9 protein-coding genes are annotated in these 15842 nt (G+C 69.7%); 4 read left to right on the top strand and 5 right to left on the bottom strand.

Translation table 11 applies throughout. The features are described from left to right. The first annotated feature begins 43 nt into the window (after positions 1–43). From Q0Z83_RS05760 to Q0Z83_RS05750, 3 genes are all read left to right on the top strand, one after another. Positions 44–1108, top strand: a complete 1065-nt coding sequence (locus tag Q0Z83_RS05760; RefSeq protein ID WP_317792742.1) for a DUF4037 domain-containing protein — start codon at positions 44–46, stop codon at positions 1106–1108. A gap of 91 nt (positions 1109–1199) precedes the next feature. Beyond that, positions 1200–1973 (top strand): cyclase family protein, encoded by a 774-nt coding sequence (locus Q0Z83_RS05755; RefSeq protein ID WP_317792741.1) that lies wholly within the window; start codon positions 1200–1202, stop codon positions 1971–1973. A gap of 11 nt (positions 1974–1984) precedes the next feature. Continuing rightward, positions 1985–3625 carry a thiamine pyrophosphate-binding protein gene (locus Q0Z83_RS05750; RefSeq protein ID WP_317792740.1) on the top strand — a complete coding sequence of 547 codons (1641 nt, stop codon included), beginning with the start codon at positions 1985–1987 and terminating at the stop codon, positions 3623–3625. Here Q0Z83_RS05750 and Q0Z83_RS05745 read toward each other — a convergent pair. Continuing rightward, positions 3622–4371, bottom strand: a complete 750-nt coding sequence (locus Q0Z83_RS05745; RefSeq protein WP_317792739.1) for an aminoglycoside phosphotransferase family protein — start codon at positions 4369–4371, stop codon at positions 3622–3624. The genes Q0Z83_RS05750 and Q0Z83_RS05745 overlap by 4 nt on opposite strands. A 45-nt stretch (positions 4372–4416) precedes the next feature. Between Q0Z83_RS05745 and Q0Z83_RS05740 the strand changes: the two genes are divergently transcribed. Further along, positions 4417–5079, top strand: a complete 663-nt coding sequence (locus Q0Z83_RS05740; protein WP_317792738.1) for a TetR/AcrR family transcriptional regulator — start codon at positions 4417–4419, stop codon at positions 5077–5079. On the opposite strand, the gene Q0Z83_RS05735 is transcribed toward Q0Z83_RS05740, so the two are convergent. From Q0Z83_RS05735 to Q0Z83_RS05720, 4 genes are all read right to left on the bottom strand, one after another. Then, positions 5062–8352 (bottom strand): ABC transporter ATP-binding protein, encoded by a 3291-nt coding sequence (locus Q0Z83_RS05735; RefSeq protein WP_317792737.1) that lies wholly within the window; start codon positions 8350–8352, stop codon positions 5062–5064. The two genes, Q0Z83_RS05740 and Q0Z83_RS05735, sit on opposite strands and share 18 nt — an antisense overlap. A 104-nt stretch (positions 8353–8456) precedes the next feature. Further along, positions 8457–11705: an MGH1-like glycoside hydrolase domain-containing protein gene (locus Q0Z83_RS05730; RefSeq protein WP_317792736.1), complete on the bottom strand. Its 3249-nt coding sequence runs from the start codon at positions 11703–11705 to the stop codon at positions 8457–8459. A 131-nt stretch (positions 11706–11836) separates the two neighbouring features. Continuing rightward, complete coding sequence (locus tag Q0Z83_RS05725) at positions 11837–13282, bottom strand: glycoside hydrolase family 43 protein (protein WP_317792735.1); 1446 nt, start codon at positions 13280–13282, stop codon at positions 11837–11839. 13 nt (positions 13283–13295) lie between these two features. Then, the gene (locus Q0Z83_RS05720) at positions 13296–15722 is read right to left on the bottom strand and encodes a beta-L-arabinofuranosidase domain-containing protein (RefSeq protein ID WP_317792734.1); all 2427 of its coding nucleotides are present in this window, start codon (positions 15720–15722) and stop codon (positions 13296–13298) included. Positions 15723–15842 lie beyond the last annotated feature (120 nt).

The following is a 15842-nucleotide window of genomic DNA, read 5'->3' as shown; positions in this document are numbered from 1 at the left end:
TATGTGGATCGCCGAACCCGGGCAACGCAATTAACGTGGCGTCGTGCTTCCCGACTTCATGCCCGGCCTTCAGCTGTGCCGGATCTTCTACACCGAGGCCGTACGCCCACTACTCGACGAGTTCTACCCGGGGCTGGAGCACGCCGCCGCCCGGGTCGGGCCGGGCTCGGAGGTGCTCGGGTTCGACACGCCACGCTCGGTGGATCACGACTGGGGGCCGCGGCTGGAGTTGTTCCTGCGGCCGGAGGACCTGGTCCGGCACGGTGCCGAACTGTCGGCGCTGCTCACCGCGCGACTACCGAAACAGGTGCGCGGGTGGCCGACGAATTTCGAACCGGCGGACGCCCGGGTGCGGGTGATGACCGCCACCGACGGTCTGGTCGCCCACCGCGTGCACCTCACCGACGTCGCGAGCTGGTCCGTCGAGCGCCTCGGGTTCGACGCCCGTCGCGACCCGGAGACCGTGGACTGGCTGGCCACACCCACACAGCGGCTCGCCGAGACGGTCGGCGGAGCGGTGTTCCACGACGGGATCGGCGAGCTCACAGCGCTGCGCGAGCGGCTGCGCTGGTATCCGGACGACGTGTGGCGTCAGGTGTTGGCCGCCCAGTGGGTACGGATCTCGCAGGAGCAGGCGTTCGTCGGGCGGGCCGCGGAAACCGGGGACGACCTGGGCAGCCGGATCGTCGCGGCCCGGCTGGCCCGGGACGTGATGCGGTTGACCCTGCTGTTGGCGAGACGCTTCCCGCCGTACAGCAAATGGTTGGGAAAGGCCGTGACCGCATTGCCGGAGGCGGCCGGAATCGTCGCCGCGCTGCAGGCCGCCCTGGCCGCCGATGATGCGGAGCAGCGTCAGGCGGCGCTCTGTGACGCGTACGAGATGGCCGGCGTCTGGCAGAACCGGCTCGGCATCGCCGATCCGGTCGAGGCGACCCGGCGATCGTATTTCGACCGCCCGTTCCCGGTGATCGACGCGGGCCGATTCGCGGCGGCGCTGAATGCGGAAAGCCCCGGAATCGGGGCCGTCGACCAGTTCGGCGACAGCACGGACCTCCTGGAGAATCCGGGCCTGACCCGGCGGATCATGCGAGCCGTGACCGCCCCGTAAGGCCGAAGTCCGTGTCGATGTCTGCCGCGGCGATCGTCGCGGCCGTAGGGTTGTCGACGGTTGCCCCGCCTTTTCGCGAAGGAAGATGCCGATGAGCATTCTGAAGGCCCTGTTGTCCGGTGTCAGCGGCGGATCGATCGAGGTCGTCGATCTGACCGCGCCGCTTTCGGCGGAAACGCCGATCCTGCAGCTGCCGCCGCCGTTCGCGAACACGATCCCGTTCGGCCTGGAGGAGATCAGCCGATACGACGACCGGGGCCCGGCCTGGTACTGGAACGACATCCACACCGGGGAGCACACCGGCACCCACTTCGACGCGCCGATCCACTGGGTGACCGGGCGTGACGGTGACGACGTGTCACAGGTGCCACCCCGGCGGCTGATCGCATCGGCCGCGGTGATCGACGTCGCCGACCGGGCCGCGAAGGACCCCGACTTCCTCCTCGAGATCGAGCACATCCGGGAGTGGGAGGCCGTGCACGGGCCACTGCCGGAGGGCGGGTGGCTGCTGCTGCGGACCGGCTGGGACACCAGGTCGGGCGACCAGGAGGCGTTCCTGAACGCGAACGAGACCGGCCCGCACACCCCGGGTGTGTCGGTGGCGGCCGCGAAGTGGCTGGCCGAGGAGTCACCGGTGATCGGCCTCGGCGTGGAGACGGTCGGCACCGACGCCGGTGCCGCGCACTCGTTCGATCCGCCGTTCCCGTGCCACTCGTACCTGCTGGGGGCCGACAAGTACGGGCTGACGCAACTGCGCAACCTGGACCGGCTGCCGCCGACCGGTGCCGTGGTGATCGCTCCCCCGCTGCCGATCGTCGGCGGGTCGGGCAGCCCGGTCCGTGTCCTGGCCCTCGTGGAGAAGTGAGCGAGTAGAAGGTGAGCGACCGGACGGTTGCCGACGTCGTCGGTGAGACCCTCGCGAAACTCGGCGCCGACTTGGTCTTCGGTGTCGTCGGCAGCGGCAACTTCCATGTCACCAACGCGCTGGTCGCGCACGGCGCCCGGTTCGTCGCGACCCGCCACGAGGGCGGCGCGGCGACGGCGGCCGACGCGTACGCCCGGGTCAGCGGCCGGCCCGGGGTGATCACCGTGCATCAGGGCTGCGGGCTGACCAACGCGATGACCGGGATCGCCGAGGCGGCGAAGAGCGGTACCCCGCTGATCGTGCTCGCCGCGGAGCCTGCGGCGGCCGCGTTGCGGTCCAACTTCCGGGTCGACCAGGACGCGCTGGCGCACGCGGTCGGCGCGGTCGGCGATCGGGTGCACGGCCCGGCCTCGGCGGTCGAGGACACCACCCGCGCGTGGCGGACAGCGGTGCGCGAACGGCGTACGGTCGTGCTCAATCTGCCGTTGGACGTGCAGGCCGCGGCGGCCGAACCGGCTGAGGTCCGACCGTCGGCGGCGACCCAGCCGCCGCGGGCTTCAGACGATGCGGTGACCGCTCTCGCCCATCTGTTGAACGACGCCGAGCGGCCGGTGTTCATCGCCGGCCGTGGTGCGGTCGCGGCCCGCGACGAGCTCGCCGAGCTGGCGGCCACGTCCGGGGCGCTGCTGGCGACGTCGGCCGCGGCCAAGGGACTGTTCGCCGGCGATGGCTGGAACCTGGACGTATCCGGCGGTTTCGCCACGCCGACCGCGGCCGAACTGATCCGGGACGCGGACGTCGTGGTCGCCTGGGGCGCCTCGCTGAACATGTGGACGAGCCGGCACGGTTCGCTGATCGGCCCGGATGCCACGGTCGTCCAGGTGGATCTCGAACCGGCCGCCTTCGGCGCCCATCATCGCCTGGACCTGGGCGTTTGCGGGGACGCACGGTTGACGGCGGTCGCCGTCGCGGCCGCGCTGACCGGCCGCCGGGAGGCCTATCGGACCGAGGCGGTACGGGTACGGCTGCGCGAGCAGGGCCGCTGGCGTGACGTCGGGTACGACGACACCGGCGACGAGTCCCACATCGACCCGCGGACCCTCGCGATCACCCTCGACGACCTGCTCCCGACCGAACGGGTGATCGCCGTCGACTCGGGCAACTTCATGGGCTACCCGTCGATGTTCCTGTCCGTTCCGGATCACCAGGGTTTCGTGTTCACTCAGGCGTTCCAGTCGATCGGGCTCGGGCTGGCCAGTGCGCTCGGCGCGGCCCTGGCCAGCCCCGGGCGGCTGCCGGTCGCGGCGTGCGGGGACGGCGGTTTCCTGATGGGCATCGCCGAGCTCGACACGATCCGACGGCTCGGGCTCGGCATGCTGATCGTGGTGTGGAACGACGAGGCGTACGGGGCCGAGGTGCACCATTTCGGGCCGGCCGGGCACGTGCTGTCGACCGTGGTGTTCCCGGAGACGGATCTGGCCGCCATCGCCCGCGGGTACGGTTGCGCGGCGGTGACCGTACGCACGCCCGAAGATCTTGATCCGGTCCGGGAATGGCTGGCCGGGCCACGGGACGTGCCGATGGTCGTGGACGCGAAGGTCACCGCCGAGCATCCGTCCTGGTGGCTGGAGGAGGCGTTCCGCGGGCACTAGTCCAGGGGCCGTCCGATCCGCCGTTCCACCTCGTCGAGGGCGCCGGACTGCTGCCAGTCCACCTGCGGCCGGCGGCCTTCGGCGGCGAGTCGCCGGGCGCGGGCGAGAACGTCGCGCTGCTGGGTGTGCACCTCGTCGACCAGGCCGTCGATACTGGTCAGGCCATAGGCGGAGGCGAACAGCTCCAGTCGGCGGCGGCGCTGCGGCGGCCCCGGATGGCGGAGTGATCCGATCGCGAAGTCGTCGTCGCGGAACGGCGTCACGTATTCGAGGGCGTAGGCGACGTCGAACACCGGGCGGGCCGGCAGCGCGTAGTCCCAGTCGAGGATGCCGACCGGCCGGTTGCCGTGCCAGACCAGATTCCACGGGCCGAAGTCGCCGTGACAGACCAGGTCGCCGGGGCCGAACACACCGTCGTCGGCGGCCCATCCGGCGGCCGCTGCGGGCCGGAAGTCACGGACCGCCTCGTGGTAGTCGCGCAGCAGTCGGGCCATCGCGACCAGGCCGTCGTCGGGCACCACCTTCGCCCAGGCGTCGCCGCCGGATTCTCCGTCCAGGTACGTGAGCACCTCCCGGCCCTCCTCGTCGATGCCGAGCAGGCGTGGGGCGTACCCGAAACCGATCTTCTCGAGGTGGTGAAGTAACTCGTGGATCGTCGGTGACCATTCGTGCATCGGGCGGCGGACCGTGTCGCCGATCCGGATGACTCGCCGGTGTGGGTCGTCCTGAAGCACTTCGCTCGTCACCGGTCCACCGCATCACACGGTCGCCCGGTCGGGAAGGATGGGGGGATGTCCGCAGAGGTGTCCCGCCCGCGTGGGGTCGGCCGTCCACCCCGCCTGTCCCTGGAGGCGATCATCGTGGCCGCGGAGCGGCTGCTGGTGGCCGAGGGGCCGGAGAAGCTGTCGATGCGGCGGCTGGCGGCCGAGCTGGGCAGTACGCCGATGGCGCTCTACCACCATGTGCGCGACAAGGACGAGTTACTGGTCCGGGTGCTGGAGTCGCAGGCTCGGGCGATGCCGCGGCCGACGCTTCCGACCGAGCCCCGGGACCGGCTGGTCGCCGCTTCGGTGCTGCTCTACGAGTTGCTCGCGGAGCGGCCGTGGATCGTCGAGGTGCTCACCGGTGACGATCTGATCGGGCCGTCCGCGCTGTGGATCGTCGAGGTCATGGTCGGTGCCGCCGCGGACTGCGGCCTGGCCGAGGACGAGGCGTTCTACGTGTACCGGACCATCTGGTTCTACATCGTCGGTGATCTGATCATCCGGATCACCGGCGGGCGTCGCCGGGCCCGGACCGGTGCGGTCCATCAGGACGGGGTGGTCGCCGGGCTGACCGCCGACGACCATCCGCGGCTGGTGTCGCTGGCCGGGCGCTGGGCCGAGCTCAACGCCCGGGACACCCATCGGCGGGCGCTGGCGGCGATCGTGGACGGGTTACTGCCGAACCGCTAGAACGACCACGCGGTCGGCTCGGCGAACGGCTTCGGTCCGGTGGGCGACCATGATCACGGTACGGCCGGACATCAGCCTGTCGATGCCGTCGTGCACGGCTGTCTCGTTCGCCATGTCGAGAGCTGAGCTCACCTCGTCGAGGAGCACGATCGGGGCGTCCTTGAGCAGGGCGCGGGCGATCGACACACGCTGGCGTTCGCCGCCGGAGAGCAGCGCGCCACCCTCACCCACGATCGTCGACCAGCCGTCCGGCAGCCGGTCGACCACCTCGTCGAGCATCGCGGCGGTGGCGGCGGCCCGTACCTCCCGGTCGGTGGCGTCCGGACGGCCCAGCCGGATGTTGTCCTCGATCGTGCCGTCGAAAAGGTAGACGTCCTGGAAGACGATCGCGATGCGGGCCATCAGGTCGGCCGGGTCCATGTCGCGGACGTCGACGCCGCCGATCCGGATCGCGCCGCCGTCCACGTCGGCGAACCTGGCCAGCAGCCGCAGCACGGTGCTCTTCCCGGCGCCGGACGGCCCGACGATCGCCAGCCGCTGCCCCTCCGGGACGGTGAGTGAGAGCCGGTCCAGGACCACCCGATCGCCGTCACGGGAGGTGACCGACTCGAACTCCACGTCGTGCCGGTCCGGGCGGATCGGGTCGGCGGGCTCGGGCAGCGGTGCGGTGTGCAGCAACTGGTCGAGACGGTCGAGTTCGCCGCGGGCGGCCCGGAGTCTGCCGCCGATGTCCGAGAGTGACAGGAGCGGGTCGGCGGCTCGGGCGGCGAGCACCAGGACCGCCAGCAGTTCGGCGACGGTCGCGAATCCGCCGCCGCCCGCCATCGCGCTGCTGGTGTCAGCCGGGGAGCCGGCCGCCGCCAGACCCACGCCGAGGGCCAGTACCGCGGTGAAGACGACCTGCACGGTCACCGCCAGACCGACCGCGCCCGGCAGCACCGCGAGGGTCCGTCGGCGCGACGCCCGCTCGACCTCCCGCAGCGCGTGATCGAGCGGCCCGAACCCGTCCCGCCCTCCAGCCCGTAACACCGGCTGCGCCTGGAGGAATTCGACGACCCGGGCCGCCGCCGCAGCGGAACGCCGGGCATGACCGGCGTCGGCGGCCGCGGTCGACCGTACGACGGCGAGGTGCACGCCCACCACGACCGGCGCCGCGAGCAGGGCCACCAGCCCGAGCCGCCAGTCGATCAGCAGGATCACGACGACGATGGTGAGCGGGGTGACGCAGGCGGAGACGAACGGCGCCATCAGATGCGCGGCCACCCCCATCGCGGTGAGCAGCCCACGACCGGCCATCGTGGACACCTCGCCGATCCGGGCGCCGGTGAACCAGCCGATCGGCAGCCGGGCCAGGTGCCGGCCGAGCCGGTGGTACATGCCGCGCAGCATCGTGGTGCCGACCCGCATCCCGGCCAGATCACTGCGATACCGCAACAGCGCGTAACCGGCGACGGCTACCGCGAACCCGGCCAGCCACGGCCGGGCGTCGGCCGGTGAGTCGCCCAGAAGCGCCCGCAGCAGCGGGACGAGCAGTGCGTAGAGCAGTCCTTCGACGATGGCCGTGAGCACCATCAGGGCGACCGTGCGACGCATCGGCGCGGCATACCCGCGGCCGAGCACCCGGAGCAGTGTCCGGATCATCGGACGATCACCCCCGTCGCGCAGCGTCACCACGGTGTCGGCACCGGCGATGGTCTCCGGTCGGTGCGCGATCACCAGGATCGTCCGGTCCCGCAGGGTGGCGAGTGTCTCCCGTACCGCCCGGTCGGTCTCCGGGTCGGCGAACGCGGTCGCCTCGTCGAGCACCAGGATCGGGGTCTGCGCGGCGAGGGCGCGGGCCAGCGCGATCCGCTGCGCCTCACCGCCGGAGAGTTCGACCTCGTCACCGAGGACCGTGTCGTAGCCGCGCGGCAGTTCGACGATGCGGTCGTGGATGTGCGCGAGTTTCGCCGCGTGGATCACCGCGTCGCGGTCCGCCTCCGGCACGGCGAGGGCGATGTTGTCGGCCACCGAGGTACGCAGCAGGCGCACCTCCTGGAACACGAAGGAGATCCGTCGACGCAGTTCCGCCCGGCCGATGTCACGCAGGTCCACACCGCCGATCCGGACCGAACCCGCATCCGGGTCGAAGAACCGTGGCAGCAGCCGCACCAGCGTGGACTTGCCACTGCCGGACGGGCCGGTCAGTGCGGTGATCGTGCCCGGTTCGACGGTCAGGTCGACGCCGCGGAGCACCTCCCGCCCGTCGTAGCCGAACCGGACCCCGCACAGCTCGATCCGGTCTCCCTCGGGGACGACGGGTGTCACCGGCTCGGGCAGCGGCTCGACGGCGAGCACGTCCCGGATCCGGCCGGCCGCGCGCCCGGCGGCCTGCAGATCGTCGAAGCCGTGCCCGAGAGCCGCCACCGGCGCGGTCAAGCCGAGCCCGAGCAGCAGGAACGGCAACAGGTCAGCCGGGGCGAGCCGACCGGAAGTGATCATGACCGTGCCGCCGGTCAGGATGGCGAGCAGCACGAACGGCGGGGACAGGGCCAGTTGCATCCCGGCCGCCACGGCGGACACTCCGCGTACCCATCGGGTGAAGATGTCGACGAAGTCGTCGGCCGCGGTGAGAAACCGCCGGTGCGCCCGCCCGGCTCCGCCGAACGCCTTGACCACGGCGATCCCGCGGACGTATTCCACGCTGGTGTCCGCGATCCGGCCGAGGGCGAGATCAAAGGCTTTCTGCTCGGCGGTACGGGCGGACGTCATCAGCAACGGCACGAGCAGGAGCGCCGTCACCACCGGGACGAGGGTGACCAGGGTGAGCCGCCAGTCGACGGTCAGCAGATAGATCAGCGAGACGAGCGGGACGACGAACGCCGCGGTCAGTTCACCCGGGGCGTGCGCGAGGAACGGGTGCACGGCGTCGACGTCGTCACCGGCGACCTTGGCGAGTTCACCGGTGCGTCGGTGGTCGAGCCACCCGAGCGGCGCCCGGCCCAGTGCGGCGGCGAGCTCCCTGCGCAGGGTGAGCTGGACCCGACCGTCGAGGAGGTGCCCGAGCCCGGCCGACGCCGAGGTGAACACCAGCCGGACCAAAAGCCCGGCGGCGCCGAGGATCACGACTGTCCGAAGGTGATCGTGGTCGGTCGGGCCCGGGGCGAGCATCACCCGGCCCACCTCGGCCACCGCGAGCAGCGGCGCCAGCCCGGCGAGCGCTCCGATCACCTGGAGTCCGGCCACCCCGGCGAACCAGGTGACATGTGGTCGTAACAGTCGGCCGACAGTCATGACGATCACTCCCCCGCCTATTATCTTACGCGTAAGATAATAGGCGGCCGGCCACCGCACAACTCAGGGGGCGACCGAAGCCACCCCCTGAGTCCACCGGCTCGTCAGCTGGCGAAGGCCTTCACCTCCAGCAGGCCGACGGACGCGGCGCCGCTGGTCAGGGCCACCCGCAACCGGGTGGTGCTCACCTGACCGAAGGTGACGTTGTTGTACTGGCCGGCGGCCACGGGGTACCCGCTCGCCGACGGCACGTCCACGTAGGCGGTGCCGTTCCAGTACTGGAGCTTCCACGACGCGGGCAGGTCGATGCCCTGGTTGTCGTCGAAGAAGTAGACCTGGGCCGACTGCAGGTTCTGCGCTGTCGGCCAGGTCAGTTCGGCCCACTGCTGCCCCTGGTTGGGCCAGGTTCCCCAGCGCGGGTTGACGGTGTCGTTCGACGACGGCGGGTCGATCCCGTCGTTGATCGCGGCGACGCTCTCCCACGACGACGTGTACGAGGCGCTGGGTGTCGCCGACGTCGCCAGGTTGGGGTTCGGATTCGGCGGGACGGTGCCCTGGCCGTACAACTTGATCTCGGTCAGTCCGGTCTTCGTGCTGCCGGACGGCTGGGTGAACTGGACCCGCAGCCGCGTCGTGCCGACCGCGGTGAAGGTGACCTTGTTGAAGTTGGACTGCGGCGTTCCCGGTGTCTTGACCTGCGAGGCCGCGTTGACCCAGGCGCTGCCGTTCCAGTACTGGACGTTGTACCCGGTCGGCGGCCGGTACCGGTTGCCGGCCCGGTCGTTGCGGAAGTAGAGCCAGGCCTCGTCGACGGTACGGGCGGTGCTGCCGAAGTTGAGCTCGTACCAGTCGGTGGCGTTGGCGCTGCCGTGACTACCCCACAGCGGCGCGTTGGTGGGCAGCCCGTCGATCGCGCCGGCCACCGAGGTGCCGGAGGTGGTGTACGACGCCGACGCGGTGGCGCCGGTGGCCAGGTTGGGCCGGGTCGAGGTGAGGTCGACGCCCGCCTTGGCGAAGACGTCGACCACGCGTGCCGAGCTCTGCACCACGTTCTGCGGCGCCTGCAGGGACGCGAACGCGGTGCTGAACGCGACCGTCCCGGTGGTGGTGACCGCCCCGGTCGCCGGGTTGTAGGTGAACGGGACGAGCTGGTTGAGGGTCGCGACGCGGGTCCCGTTCAGATAGATCGAGTAGCCCTGCGGCACCCCGGAGTACCTGGTCACCCCGTCGGACGGGTCGTCCCAGACGATCGACAGGTCGGCGTTGCGGTAACGCAGGTTGTTGACCGCGAAGTGGCTCCACCCGATGTTGATCGGCGACAGCTGGATCTGGGCGTCGTTGCGCGGCCGGAGCCCGGCGACGTCTTCGATGATCGTCCAGTTGCTGCTGCCGAGGATGTTGTGGTGGATCCACGAGCGGTACGTGATGGCGCTGCCGTTCCAGTCGGCCCAGAACTCGTTGGCGTCCGGCCAGTTGGTGTCCCCGCCGACGTACTGCGCCCAGGCGTTCCAGTAGAGCAGCTTCTTGTAGTCGTCGGTGTTCATCCACGAGTTGGGGTAGTTGCGCAGCACCGACGAGTAGAGCCGGAACTGCACCGTGGAGTTGATGGTGGAGAAGTTGTTGCTGCCCGGGTTGCCGGCCGCCGCGGCGGCCGCCTTGTCGACCTGGTTGGCGGTGTAGAACGGGAAGATCGGGTACTGGGCGGCGTCGGCGAACAGGCGCAGCGCCTCCCGGTACTGGGCGGTGTTCGGCATCAGCCCGACCGCGTACGGGTAGTAGTTGTTGATCTCCTTCCAGGGCACGAACGCGTTGGTTGCGACGTGCTTGTGCTCCAGCAGCTGCCGGTCCGGGTTCCACAGGGTGTTGATCACACCGTTGCGGATCCGGTCGGCGAGGGTCTGCATCTCGGTGGCCTTGGCCGTGTTGCCGGCCAGCGTGTAGGCGTCGCGGGCGGCGTTGGCGGCGCTCCACACGTAGGCGGTCTCGGCGCGGTCCAGGTTGCCGGCCCGCCAGTGGAACGACACCGCGTCGGCGTCGTTGCCGGTCATCGCGCCCCAGTCGTACTCGATGACGCCGTTGTTGTTGGTGTCGTAGGTGGCCAGCTGGCCCTTGGCGTCACCTTCGGCGTAGCGGGCGAAGTTGTTGAGCATCGCCGGCTGTCCGCCGTGGATCTGGTAGGCCCGCCACGCCGCCTCGGCGATGTACTGGGTGTACGAGTTGGACCAGTTCTCCGGATCGCCCGGATTGTCGACGAACCGGCCGTTCGCCGAGTACTGACCGACCGCCAGGTAGGGGCCGTAGGAGTACTCCGGGCTGCGCAGATACTTCAGGTCGTCGATGTGCATCGGCTGGGTGAGCGCGATCGCGTTGTTGTAGCCGGTGACACCCTCGATCGACTGCGGGAACTGGAAGTCCTGGCCGGGGATGTCGGCGTCGAGGTGGTTGAAGCGCATCAGCCACCAGCGGTAGTAGATGTTCTTCTTGATCGCCGCGTCCGGCACGTCGATGTAGGGGACGTTGTCGGCCCACCACCTGTTGTAGGTGCGGACGTGGGTGGCGAACGCGTCGGCCGGTGTCCGGGCCCGGTAGGCGTCGTACTCGGTGCGCGACGCCGGGATCTCGTTGGCGACCCAGCCGAGCTGCACCTTGACCGTGACCGTCTGCCCGGCGGCGACCGTCACCGACCGGCTCAGCGCCCCGTTGGCGGCGGTGAATCCGTCGCCGGAGAACCGCGGGTAGAGGGTCGTCAGGTTGTTCTTCACGGCCCGGGTGCCGGTCAGTTCGGTGCCGCTGACGGTGGTCGCGTAGGGCGAGGTGGCGTTCAGTGTCAGCGTCGCCGAGGCGCTGCCGTTGTTGACCACGGCGACGTTCGTGACCAGCACATTGTTGTCGGTGATGAACTTGGTGACGTCGAGCCGCATCGTGCCGCTGGTGTGCACACTGCGCCAGTGGCTCGGTGTCTGCCGGCGCTGGGCGGCCTGTTCGGTGAAGGTGCCGGTGGACGCGGTGATGGCGTAGGCGTTCTGGCTGGAGATGTTGTCCCAGTAAGCGGCGTTGCCACCGAAACCGATCACCGACGGGGTGTGCGTGTTCATGTAAGCGGCCCGGCCGCGGGTCATCAGCCAGGTGCCGGCCGGGTCGTTGCCGGTGCGGGCCAGCAGGCGGTCCATCCAGAAGTCGGTGCCGCCCGCCTCGGCGTCGTAGATGGCCCGCATGGTGTCACCGGTCGTGTAGCCGACCGGCGGCGCCGGGATCGACCCGGCGTTACCGAAGGTCGGAAAACCGATGGGTTGCGCGGCCAGGGCCGGCTGCGGGCCGACCGTGAGCGAGGCCGCGATCAACGTCAGACTCATCGTGTACGCCCACCCGCGCCGCACGTTGCCGAACACTCGAGCGCCCGGCCGCGGTTCGCCGGACAGCCGCCCCAGGCCCGACCGCGTCTCCCCAAGCCTTCCCAGGCCCGGCCTCTTCTCGCCCGGCCGCCTCACGACTGGAATGCCTTCCACTCGAGCACGCCTGTGGAGAGACCGCTGCGTGAGGTGATCTGCAGCCGGAGCCGAGTCGTGTTGACCGCACTGGCGAACGTGTTGACGTTCTCAACATTGCCGGCCACGCCACATGTTGACTGCAGTTGAATTGATACATATTGACTGCCGTTCCAGTACTGCAGTGCACATGACGCCGGCAGGTCGATGCCCTGGTTGTCGTCGAACCAGTAGACCGAACTCTTGTTTATCGACTGCGCGGTCGGCCAGGTGTACTCGATCCACTGGGTACCCTGCTGCGGCCAGTTGCCGTAGGCGAGATTCGACCGGTCCTGCGAGTTCGCCGGGGTACCGCCGTTGTTGACCGCCGCCAGACTCTCCCACGACGACACGTAGGACGTCGACGCGGTGGCCGACGGCGCGATGTTCGTGCCACTACCACCACCGCCTCCGCCACCACCCGGGTTCGGCGGCGGCCCGGTGGTCGTCTGCACGACCTGCTGGATCGTCCCGTCAGCGTTGAAGTACATCCTGTCGACCGCCACCGACCGACGGAAGTTGCCACCGCCTGGTGCGTTCGCGTTGTGGTAGACGATGTACCACTGGCCGTTGAACTCGACGACCCCGGCGTGGTTGGTGGTCGACGACACCTGCCCGAGCACGATGCCCCGGTGCGTCCACGGCCCCATCGGGTTCGTCGCGGTCGCGTACCGCTGGCAGGCGTAGTTCGAGTTGGTGACACAGCCACTGGTGTCGTTGGCGGCGTACATCATGTAGTAGAGGCCGTTGCGTTTGAACATCCACGGGGCCTCCCAGTAGTTGGTGAGTCCCGTCGGGGTGACGACCGACCCGACCGTGTCGATCATGTTGGCGGCCAGCCGCACCGCGCGCGGCGACCAGTAGCCGCCCCAGTACATGTAGGCCTGTCCGTCGTCGTCGACGAAGACCGTCGGGTCGATGTTGAGGCCGGACGAGTTGGCGGTGCTGTCACTGATCAGCGGCCCGCCCTTGGCGTCGGTGAACGGGCCGAGCGGGCTGTCACCGACGGCGACGCCGATGTTCATCCAGCCCGCGCCGTTGCCGTTGATCGAGGTGTACCAGTAGTACTTGCCGTTGCGCGGTTCGACCTCACCGGCCCAGGCGTCGGCGCCTGCCCACGGGAAGGTGGCGATGTTGGCCCGGGCGCCGTTGTCGGTCCAGTTCGCCGCGTCGGTCGAGGACAGCACGTGCCACTCGCGCATGACGAAGTTGCTCCCGCCGGTGGGAGCCTCGTCGCGGCCGGCGTAGATGTACATCGTGTTGCCGACGACCAGGGGGGCCGGGTCGGCGGTGTAGATGCTGGTGATGATCGGGTTGGCGGCCTGCGAGGGGGTACCGACGGCTATCGCCGCGGCCGCGGTGAGCAGCGCGCTGAACAGCGCCACCGCCCGTCTTCTTCTCGACATCTGAATGCCTCTCTCACTGTCCGGTGGAAAACAGTTGAGCGACCTCCGCCGCGGACAGCGCCCGGCTGTGGATCCGGAACCCGTCGACGGCGGCGGTCAAATACGGATCGGTGGCGTACTGGGAGCGGCCGATCCAGTTCTGGGTGGTCGACGGCAACGCGGACGGGCGTACCGTCAGGGCGGTGTTGCGGGCGACCTCGGCGCCGTTGACGTAGAGGACGCCCAGGTTGCCGGTGTGGGTGACCGCGACGTGCGTCCACGCGCCGGTGGGGAGCGCGGCCGGGGCGTTGATCCGCTGTTCGGCGCCGGAGCCACCGGTGCTGATCGCGTACCGGGCGGTGCCCGAACTGCTGCGCGGGGTGAGGAACAGGTACGCGCCGGTGCCGGTGCCGAGGTCGAAGACCCGGGTCCAGGTGGCGGCGGTGTCGATCCGGACCCAGGTGGCGATCGTGAACGCGGTGACTCCGGCGAGGATGCCGCCGGGCAGGTTGACGTACCCGTTGGCTCCGTTGAGCAGGACCGCGTTGCCGCTGCGTCCGGCAGTGCGGGTGACGCCGCCGATCAGGGTGCCGGTCCAGCCGTTGCCGGTGGCGTCGGCCGCGACGGTTCCGGACGTCTCGTCGAACGGGTAGCGGGCCTCCTTCGGCGTCGCGCTCGCGACCGTCCAGTAGACCGAGTAGCGCTGGCCGTGCGTCTTGTAGAACGGCCTGAGCAGCACCGATCCGGCGGTGTACTCCAGCGGTGTGCCGGTCGCGGTCAGCGAGGCCGGGTCGAGAGTGGGCAGGCTGCCGAGATTGCCGGAGCCGAACTGGCCGGCCAGCACGATCGGCCCGTGTTTGACGGCGCGCACCGACGGGTTGTCCGGCGTGGCCTCCAGGGCGAGTGTCATCGGGAGGCTGACATCGACGACATCACCGGTGGTCCAGGTCCGATTGATCGAGAGGTACGTGCCGGGCGTCGCCGTGCCGGTGAGGGTGCCGTTGACACGCACCTGCGCGCCGCTGGTCCACGACGGTATGCGGATCCGCATGTCGAAGGTGCCGGAGCCGGCGGTCACGGTGAGCCGGGTGGACGGGCTCTCCGGATACGTGGTGTCCTGCCGGATCGTGACGCCTTGGCTCGACCACGTCAACGTTGACGAGATGTACAGATTGACGAACAGCGTCGTGTCGACCTGGAAGTAGATGCTGTCGACGAACTTGGTGTTGGTCTCCATGCCGGTGCCGTGACAGCAGGTGAAGTTGTCGTAGTCGTTGCTGTACGTCTTGCTCCCACCGGCCCGCAACGGCACGTAGTAGCAGTGGTGCCCGTGTGACGAGTTGGGATTCTGCGCGCCGAGCAGGTGGTTGTAGAGCGCCTTCTCGTAGAAGTCCATGAACTCGGCGGCCCGCGACGGGTCGGTGAAGAACAACTGCCGGGTCAACTTCAACATGTTGTACGTGTTGCAGCACTCGCAGGTGTTGTCGGAGAGTTCCGACGCGATCCGGTTCGGTGCCTGGAAGTACTCGCCGTTGGAGTTGCCGCCGATCGCGTACGAGTGCAGGCGCACCACGAAGTTCCAGAAGTTGACCGCGATGTCGCGATAGCGGGTGTCGCCTGTGGAGTGGTAGCCACGGATCGCCGCGATGGCCTTCGGGATCTGGGTGTTGGCGTGGAAACCGGCGAGCGCGTCCACCCCGGCGGCGAGCGGGTCGAGCACCTGGGCGTGGTCGAAATACTGGGCGGTGAACAGGTGCACCGGGTCTTCGGTGAGCTGGTAGAGGTTGAACAGGGTCTCGCCGATGCCACCGAATTCGACCCGCAGCATCTGCTGGCGCTGGGCGTGGGTGAGTCGGCTGTTGCGGGCCTGCACCCAGGCCGCCTTACGCAGCAGCACGGTGAGCGCCTGGGCGCTGCCGGTGAGCAGGTGCCAGTCGAGCAGCCCCTGCACGATCTTGTGGAGGGTGTAGTAGGGCGCCCACACCTGCTGCCCGGTCTCGACCCGGTCGATGAACGACTCCGGGTAGGCGGAGAGGTAGCCGTTCGAGCGCTGGCAGAGCGCGAGCTGCGCCACCAGGTAGTCGCCCTTGACCTGGTAGGTGGTGTCGCCGGTGCTCGCGTAGGCCTGGGCGAGCGCGGTCAGCACGTGCCCGACGGAGTGGCCGCGCAGTTCGGTGGTGGGTGACTCCCAGCCGCCGCACGGGGTGGCCGAGGACGACCGGCCGGCGTTCACCCGGAACATGTGCAGCAGCCGGTCGGCGTCGAGGAAACGCAGGTAGGACTGGGTGCGGCCGGCGTTGTCGGCGAACGGGCCGGAACCCAGACGGACGGCGGTGAGCGGGAACGGATACGCCGAGACCCCGAAGTCGGGCCGGGCGGCTCGGGCCGGTCCGGTGGGCAGCAGGACACCCGCGGCGCCGGCGGCTCCGGCGATCAGAACGGTACGACGGTTGAAACGCATGAGGACACCTCTGCAATCGAGATATTTCGATGCATGGGAAGCGGAGGCGCCCGGGAAAGATGCAGCGTGCGGCACTCCTGAGCAGCCCCGGCAGACCCGCCCCCGTGATGCGGCTCGCCT

It is taken from the genome of Actinoplanes sichuanensis, from assembly GCF_033097365.1.
In the GTDB taxonomy this organism is placed as follows: Bacteria; Actinomycetota; Actinomycetes; order Mycobacteriales; family Micromonosporaceae; genus Actinoplanes; species Actinoplanes sichuanensis.
The sequence above is the reverse complement of the archived record's forward strand: the minus strand, read 5'-3'. Positions and strand labels throughout refer to the sequence as shown.

Excerpts from the sequence above, each read along its gene's own strand:
- Q0Z83_RS05755 (WP_317792741.1), top strand. The coding sequence starts at position 1,200 with ATGAGCATTCTGAAGGCCCTGTTGTCCGGTGTCAGCGGCGGATCGATC.
- Q0Z83_RS05740 (WP_317792738.1), top strand. The coding sequence starts at position 4,417 with ATGTCCGCAGAGGTGTCCCGCCCGCGTGGGGTCGGCCGTCCACCCCGC.
- Q0Z83_RS05735 (WP_317792737.1), bottom strand. The coding sequence starts at position 8,352 with ATGACTGTCGGCCGACTGTTACGACCACATGTCACCTGGTTCGCCGGG.
- Q0Z83_RS05730 (WP_317792736.1), bottom strand. The coding sequence starts at position 11,705 with ATGAGTCTGACGTTGATCGCGGCCTCGCTCACGGTCGGCCCGCAGCCG.
- Q0Z83_RS05725 (WP_317792735.1), bottom strand. The coding sequence starts at position 13,282 with ATGTCGAGAAGAAGACGGGCGGTGGCGCTGTTCAGCGCGCTGCTCACC.
- Q0Z83_RS05720 (WP_317792734.1), bottom strand. The coding sequence starts at position 15,722 with ATGCGTTTCAACCGTCGTACCGTTCTGATCGCCGGAGCCGCCGGCGCC.